This is a genomic window from Longimicrobiaceae bacterium, from assembly GCA_035696245.1.
Lineage (GTDB): Bacteria > Gemmatimonadota > Gemmatimonadetes > Longimicrobiales > Longimicrobiaceae > DASRQW01.
On record DASRQW010000230.1, the window covers coordinates 1 to 7538 of the forward strand.

Annotated in this window: 7 protein-coding genes; 5 read left to right on the plus strand and 2 right to left on the minus strand. The window is 69.9% G+C overall.

The annotated features are described in order from the left end of the window. Window positions 1–99: 99 nt before the first annotated feature. The 5 genes from VFE05_10865 to VFE05_10885 all read left to right on the plus strand — a co-directional run bounded on the left by VFE05_10865 (window position 100) and on the right by VFE05_10885 (window position 6172). Window positions 100–600, plus strand: coding sequence for a tail fiber protein (locus tag VFE05_10865; protein ID HET6230559.1), 501 nt, complete (start codon window positions 100–102; stop codon window positions 598–600). A gap of 13 nt (window positions 601–613) precedes the next feature. Beyond that, window positions 614–1135: a tail fiber protein gene (locus tag VFE05_10870; protein HET6230560.1), complete on the plus strand. Its 522-nt coding sequence runs from the start codon at window positions 614–616 to the stop codon at window positions 1133–1135. Between the two features lie 12 nt (window positions 1136–1147). Continuing rightward, window positions 1148–1675 carry a tail fiber protein gene (locus VFE05_10875; protein ID HET6230561.1) on the plus strand — a complete coding sequence of 176 codons (528 nt, stop codon included), beginning with the start codon at window positions 1148–1150 and terminating at the stop codon, window positions 1673–1675. 108 nt (window positions 1676–1783) lie between these two features. Continuing rightward, entirely contained in the window at window positions 1784–2281 is a 498-nt protein-coding gene (locus VFE05_10880; protein HET6230562.1) for a GNAT family N-acetyltransferase, read from the plus strand. A gap of 489 nt (window positions 2282–2770) precedes the next feature. Continuing rightward, window positions 2771–6172 carry an Ig-like domain-containing protein gene (locus tag VFE05_10885; GenBank protein ID HET6230563.1) on the plus strand — a complete coding sequence of 1134 codons (3402 nt, stop codon included), beginning with the start codon at window positions 2771–2773 and terminating at the stop codon, window positions 6170–6172. Window positions 6173–6309: 137 nt separating this feature from the next. Here the strand turns inward: VFE05_10885 and VFE05_10890 are convergent, their stop codons facing one another. Both VFE05_10890 and VFE05_10895 read right to left on the minus strand, forming a co-directional pair. Then, window positions 6310–6900 carry a phosphoribosyltransferase family protein gene (locus tag VFE05_10890; GenBank protein HET6230564.1) on the minus strand — a complete coding sequence of 197 codons (591 nt, stop codon included), beginning with the start codon at window positions 6898–6900 and terminating at the stop codon, window positions 6310–6312. Window positions 6901–6950: 50 nt separating this feature from the next. Beyond that, window positions 6951–7250, minus strand: coding sequence for a hypothetical protein (locus tag VFE05_10895; GenBank protein HET6230565.1), 300 nt, complete (start codon window positions 7248–7250; stop codon window positions 6951–6953). Between the last annotated feature and the right edge of the window lie 288 nt (window positions 7251–7538).

Consider the following 7538-nt stretch of genomic DNA (forward strand, 5'->3'; position numbering starts at 1 on the left):
GCTGCCTGGCCGATGGTGCCGGGCAGCCCACTCCTCTGCCGGCTCGTAGCTCCGCAGGACCCCGTGGTATCCCGTTCACCACCCTCTGCAGGAGGTATGATGTCCGAACCATTCCTGAGCGAGATCAAGATCGTCTCGTTCAACTTCCCACCGAAGGGATGGGCGCTCTGCAACGGGCAGCTGCTGCCCATCAACCAGAACCAGGCGCTCTTCGCCCTTCTGGGCACCACCTACGGCGGCAACGGCCAGACGAACTTCGCGCTGCCGAACCTGCGCGGCCAGGTTCCCATCCACATGGGCAACGGCCACGCGCTGGGCGAGACCGCGGGCTCCACCAGCGTCACGCTGAACATCCAGCAGCTGGCCACCCACATGCACGTGCTCCAGGCGTCCACGAACTCGGCGAGTACCACCTCCGACCCGACCAACGCGGTGCTCGCGCCGGTGAACGGCGGCTACGGGCAGCCGGCGAGCCTCACCACGTTGTCGCCTACCTCCGTCACGAGCGTGGGGGGAAGCCAGCCCCACAACAACATGATGCCGTACCTGGTGCTGAACTTCATCATCGCGCTCCAGGGTATCTTCCCCTCCCAGAACTGACGGAGACTTCCGCATGCCAGAGCCTTACGTGGGGGAGATCCGGATGTTCGCCGGAAACTTCGCCCCCAACGGGTGGATGTTCTGTGAGGGCGCGCCGCTCCCGATCTCGGAGAACGACGTGCTGTTCCAGCTGATCGGCACGACGTACGGGGGAGACGGGCAGGAGACCTTCAACCTGCCGAACCTGGCGAGCCGCGTGCCGATCCACATGGGTACCGGGCCCGGGGGGACGACGTACCAGATCGGCGAGCTGGCGGGCACGGAGCAGGAGACGCTGACGATCCAGCAGATTCCCAACCACACGCACCCGCTCACGGCGTCGAGCGCCGCGGGCAGCGACCCCTCGCCCGCGAACAAGGTGCTCGCGACAACCTCGGGCGGAATCTCGCTCTACTACGAGGGCGCGGTGGACGGGAACGCGAACGCCGCCGCGATTGGGCCCGCGGGCGGGAGCCAGCCGCACGAGAACACGCAGCCGTTCCTCTGCATCAACTTCATCATCTCCCTGTTCGGGGTCTTCCCGAGCCAAACCTGAGGAGCGAGCGACATGTCAGACCAGTTTGTCGCGGAGATCCGCATCTTCCCGTTCAACTTCCCGCCCACCGGGTGGGCGTTCTGCGACGGGCAGCTGATGCCGATCTCCCAGAACACCGCGCTCTTCTCTCTCCTGGGCACCGTCTACGGCGGCGACGGGAAGTCGACGTTCGCGCTGCCGGACCTCCAGGGCAGCGCGCCGATGCAGCCCGGCCAGGGACAGGGGCTGTCGCTCCGTGACCTGGGCGAGATGAGCGGCGTGGAGAGCATCACGCTGCTCGTCTCGGAGATCCCGCTTCACACGCACACGCTGAGGGCCGACACGTTCGACCCGTCCGACCTGGGCGCGCCGGCACCGAACCGGGTGCTTGCCCAGTCGTCAGGTGTGTTCGCGTACCAGCCTTCGACTGCCGCGCTGACGCCGATGGCGTTCCAGGCGTTGCCCCCCGCGGGCGGCGGGCTGCCCCACAACAACATGCAGCCGTACCTGACGCTGAACTTCTGCATCGCGCTGCAGGGCATCTTCCCGCAGCGTCCGTAGTCGCACGTTCGGAATGCGGGAGGGGCGGCTCTCGGGCCGCCCCTTTCGTGTCTCCGGCACCTTCCGATCCATACGTAGTCCACTTCCCACCGCGAGCATTCTCCCCGCATGACGGACACAGTCCTGAACCGCACGGTCGCGCTGCGCCCGGCAACGGACGACGACCTCCCGTTCCTCTTCTCGCTCTACGCCAGCACGCGCGAACAGGAACTGGCCCAGCTCACCTGGAGCGGCGAGCAGAAGGAGGCTTTCCTCCGCAACCAGTTCGAGTCCCAACACACCTGGTGGCACGAGCAGTACGAGGACACGTCGTACGACGTGGTGCTGGTGGACGGAGAGCCCGCCGGGCGGCTCTACGTGGGCCGCTGGAAGGAGACGGTACGCGTGGTGGACATCGCCCTCATGCCGGAGCACCGCGGGTCCGGGATCGGGACGCGGCTGTTCCGCGAGCTGTTCGACGAGGGCGACGCGGCGGGGAAGCCGGTGAGCATCCACGTAGAGATCTTCAATCCCGCGCGGGCGCTGTACGAGCGCCTGGGATTCGTGGTGAAGGAGGACAAGGGCGTGTATCTGCTGATGGAACGGCCGGTGCCCGCCACGGCGTAGGTCCTCCTCCGCCAGGGCGCGACAGTCCGAAAATCGGGCGACCGTCGCGCATGGACCATCTGAGCCTTCCGGGCTCAACCCTGACTCGGCGGCTCGAAGGGCGCACCCTTCGAGCCGCTTTCGTTCGTCTCCGAATTCACCGCGGCACGTGTGTCCCACGATCCTGCGGAGTTCCCGCCTCACTTTGTCCCGACGGGCCACACCGGCGATCGGCGTCCCTCGACGGAATGCGTTGCGCGGCTTGTGTTTCCGTACGCGTCGAACGGATCGCGGCCCCGGGTGTGGGAGTTGCCTTGAAAGGTACGTGATCCGGGGGATTGCGATTGGCCTGCCGTCCCACCCCGCCGGCCTTCGCCCACGGATCATCCAACCCCACAGCGAACCGCTCCCGGCTCTCCGTTCCACGGACGAGCCACCCGCGCTCGCCCGACGTGCGCGGGAGAGACCGTGCCGGCCGTCCCGCCGGCGTGCCACTCACTCCGAGGACCCATGCCCCGTCTCAAGTATGCCGCCCGTGCGCTGGCGCTGCTGCTGATCGCCGGCTGCTCCGAACCCACCGCACCCGCCCGCGCGCCCGTTGAGGGCGCGCAGCGCGTGATCGCTGACGCAGGACACGGCGGGACCGCGCACTTCTACTTCCTTTCGCCCATCGTGAAGCACGAGGGCCCGTTCTCCGGCACATTCGACGGCACGCTCCAGCCCACGGTCACGGTGTGCGAGCTGGCCGGTACGGTCTGCGGCGCGACAGTGGCGACGTTCACCACCGCCGGCCACGGCTCCGACGCGGTGCGGGTGGACGGCGCGAAGTACAAGGTGAACTTCCACTCCGGCGACTTCTCGCTGAGCACCCAGAAGCAGTACCGCATCAACGTGTCGGTGGACGGGGTGCTCCTGGGCTACGCCGACATGGTCGTGGTGAGGTCCGGCGGCGACAAGAAGGACGTGGACGAGAACCAGTTCGTGGTGCTGAAGAACGGCAGCACGCTCTCCATCGCTTTCCGGATCGAGCAGGGGATCGCGGGCGGCGTGGTGGTCTCGCCCTCGGCCGACACGGTCGCGGTGGGGCAGACGGCCCAGTTCACGGCCACGGTGACGGACCTGCACGGCGTGGTCATCCCCGGCGCACCCGTGACATGGTCTTCACAGCCCGCAGCGGTGGCGACGGTGGACGCGAACGGCCTTGCGACGGGTGTCTCGGTGGGCTCGGCGACGATCACGGCCACGAGCGGAACGGCTTCCGGCAGCGCGTCGCTGGAGGTGCTGACGCCGAATCATCCCCCGGTGGCGGTGAGCGACACATTCCAGGCGATCGGCAACGTGACGGTGCCCGTGGCGGCGCCGGGCGTGCTGGCGCACGATTCCGACCCCGACGGCAACTCGCTGAGCGTGGTGCCGGGGACGGTGGCGACGGCGCAGGGCGGGACGGTGACCTTCGCGGCGGACGGCAGCTTCAGCTACCTGAGCGCGCCGGGGTTCACGGGCACGGACAGCGTGGCGTACGTGCTGACGGATGGCTCGGCGGCGGACACGGCGCAGGCGGTCTTCAACGTGGCCTCGCGCGTGTGGTACGTGCGGAACACGGGCCCGGCGCCGGGTGACGGGCGCGACGCGTCTCCATTCGCGACCCTGGCGCAGGCGCAGGCAGCTTCGGCCGTGGGCGAGACGATCTTCGTGCTCTTCGGCGACGCGACCACGAACGGTGTGGATGCGGGGATCGTGCTGAAGGCCGGGCAGTCGCTGATCGGGCAGGGCATCTCCACCGCCGTGACGGTCAGCCTGAACGGGCAGACGGTGACGCTGCTCGCCCCAGGCGCGGTGCCGACGGTGGGGCGGACGTCGCCCGGCGCGGCTGTGTCGCTGGCGACGAACAACACGGTGCGCGGCGTGTTCGTGAGCGCGAGCGCCGGCGCAGGCTTCGAAGGTGACGGGCTGGGCACGCTCACCATCTCGGAGGCCTCGGTCTCGGCGACGGGCGGGCCAGGCGCGGACCTCCGCAATGGCGTGCTGAACGTGACCCTTGGCAGCCTCTCGTCTTCCGCGAGCACCACGGCGGGCTTGTACCTCTCCGGCGTCGCCGGCAGCTTCTCGGCGAACGCGGGCAGCATCGCGGGCGCGGCGGCGGCAGGCGTGCAGCTTTCCGGCGGCAGCGCGGACGTAGTCTACGGGGGCTCGGTGGATGCGGTCACCGGCCGGTCGGTCGCCATCACCGGCCGCACCGGCGGGACGGCGACGCTCTCGGGCGACCTGTCCGATCACGCGGCCGGCATCCTGGTCCAGGGCAACTCCAGCGGGTTGGTGGAGTTCACCGGCGGCTCGAAGACCATCGCCACGGGCGGCGCCGGCGGTGTGACGCTGAGCAGCAACAGTGGCGCGTCCGTGCGCTTCGCGGGCGGCGGGCTGGCGATCAGCACCACCACGGGCAACGGGTTCAGCGCCACCGGGGGCGGCAGCGTCGTCGTGACCGGGGCGGACAACACCGTCTCGTCGGCGGGCGGCGTGGCGGTGGAGATCCTGAACACCACGATCGGCGTCTCGGGCGTGATGTTCCGCTCCGTCTCGGCGAGCGGGGGGGCGAACGGCATCCACCTGGAAAACACCGGAGTGGTGGGCGGCTTCGGGGTGTCGGGCGCGGGCAGCGCCGGCTCGGGCGGATCCATCGCGGGGATGACCGGCGCGGACGGCAGCAGCTCCGGTACCGGCGTGTATCTGCAGAACGTGCACGGCGTGCTGCTCGGGTGGATGGACCTGCACGACTTCCAGAACTTCGGCATCCGCGGCACGGGCGTGTCGGACTTCACCCTCAGCAACTCGGCGGTGGGCGGCGTGAACGGCGACAACCCCGCGCTGGACGAGGGCAGCATCTCGTTCTCCGGGCTCACCGGCTCGGCGAGCGTGATCGCGACCACGGTCGCGGGCGGCACGCGCGACAACTTCCGCGTGGCCAACACGGCCGGCACGCTGGACCGGCTCACCATCTCCAGCTCCATCTTCGGCAACAACGGGGTGGCGAACGGCCGCGACGGCGTGCACCTGGAGGCCGCCGGGTCGGCCGTGCTGAACGCGACTGTGGAGAACAGCGTGTTCAGCGGCGCCCGCACCTTCCTCCTCTCACTGGACCTGCAGAACTCCGCCGTATCGGACCTGGTCCTGCAGGGCAACACCTTCCGCAACACGCACCCGGCCATCGTGCCGGGGGCCGGCGGGGTCTCCATCGGGAGCAGCGGAGCGGCTGCGAACCCCTCGCTCACCTACCACGTCGTGGGCAATAGCTTCCGCGACGCGTCGGGCGCGGGGCTCAGTGTGCTGAAGGGTGCCGGCACGGGCAGCTTCGCGGGCACCATCTCCGGCAACACCGTGGGCGTCGCGGGCCTGGCGAACTCCGGCTCGGCACAGGGCTCGGGACTGTCGCTGGCGTCGGTGGGCGGGGGCGTGCACACGGTGCTGGTGGCGAACAACCAGATCCGCCAGTACAACAACCAGGGCGTGCTGGTGCAGATCGGCGACGCCGCGTCGGGCGGGAACGGCACGCTGAACGCCACGCTCGCGGGCAACACGATCGCGGAGCCGGGCTCGGCGCCCACGATCAAGAACGGCGTGAACCTGAACGCGGGGACCTCCACGGGCGACCAGCACGGGGTCTGCCTGGCGATGAGCGGCAACACGCTCACCGGTTCCGGGTCGGGGGGTGCGGCCGGCACGGACTTCCGCCTCCGCCAGCGGTTCCTCACCACCGTCGTCTTGCCGGGCTACGCCGGCGCGAACAACGACAACGCCGCGGTGGTCGCGTTCGAGCAGGCCAACAACCCGGGCGCGCCCACCGGAAGCGCCGCCAATGCAGTCTCCACGGGTGGCGGAGGCTTCGTGGGCGGAGCGGCCTGCCCGCAGCCCTGACGCACGAGCGCCTGCGGGATCGCGAGGTCCCGCAGGCATGAGGATGGAGACGACGAAGGGCCGGGCTCGATGGCGAGTCCGGCCCCTCGTTCGTCCTCCCACCCTCACCGGGTGGGGTGTCGTACCGTCTGTCTCGGCTACGAGCCCGCGAGGTAGGATCGCACCTCTTCCACCTGCGGGACGCGGTAGTCGGCGTGCCACATGCCGACGTGACCGAAGGGCTCGGGCGTGGCGAGGCAGACGACCTCGTCCGCGGCAGCCAGAAGCTCGTCGCGGGCTACGACGGAGGAGACGGGGACGGCGGCGATCACGCGCGCAGGAGCGAGACGGCGGAGGAAGCGCAGTGCGATGCGCATGGTCCCGCCGGTGTGGGCGCCGTTGTCGAAGAGGATGACGGTCTTGCCGGAGAGGTCGAGCGCCGCCCGTTCGCCGCGGCACGTGTGCACGCGCTCGGCGAACGCGGCGAGGGCATCGGCGAGGAAGGCGGCTTGGCCGGCGTCCGGCTGCGGCCCGGTCGCCTCGGCATCGAGGAGGAGGTTGCCGGCCGCGCTCACCGCGCAGACGGGCGAGTCCGCGCCGCGCGGGGCCAGCAGCCTGCGGATGAGCAGGACGTCGAGCGGGAGGCCGAGGTGCCGCGCGACCTCTGCGGCGCCGGGGATGCCGCCGCGGACGATGCCCAGCACCAGCGTGTCCGCCGTGCCGGCGTACGCCGAGAGTGCCGCCGCCACCTCCCTGCCGGCGGACGGCAGGTCGCCGAAGCGGCGGGGCGGAGAAGCGCTCAGGTGAAGATCGCCTCGTAGAGCATCCCGTCCGCGTCTGGGCCGAGGGGGACGAGGAAGAGCTCCATCGTCTCCATCGCCTCGCTCTGCACGCGGTACAGGTCCTGGGGCAGGTGCCCGCCGGCCGGGCCGCGGAAGAGCACGCTGAACGGCGTGCGCTGGCGCCGCGTGTCGCCGTCGTTGCTGAGCGGCTGGACGGCGACCAGGTGCGCGGGCATGAAGCGGTCCTCGCCCACCAGGATGGCGAAGGGCTGGCCCACGTGCGGACGGAAGGCGTCGAGGGTGAGCGTCTCTAGCATGGAGGGGGGAGGTGTGTGGAAGATGCGGTGCCCGGACGGGCGAACGACGTGGCGCTCGCCGACGATCCGACGGCGGTTACCCGGCGTGAAAAGTCGTGCGGACGAGCCTGCGGGGCAACCCCGGCCCACCATCTACAGACAAACGACCTTGATGGATGCCGGAACCGTTCGGAGATCGCGGGAGGGCGATCGTGTACGCACGGCTTGGAACACCGCGTGACCAGGAGCCGCGTGGGTTGGTTGATGGAGATGTGGCGATGGCTCGATAGATCTGGGGCTCAGGAGAAG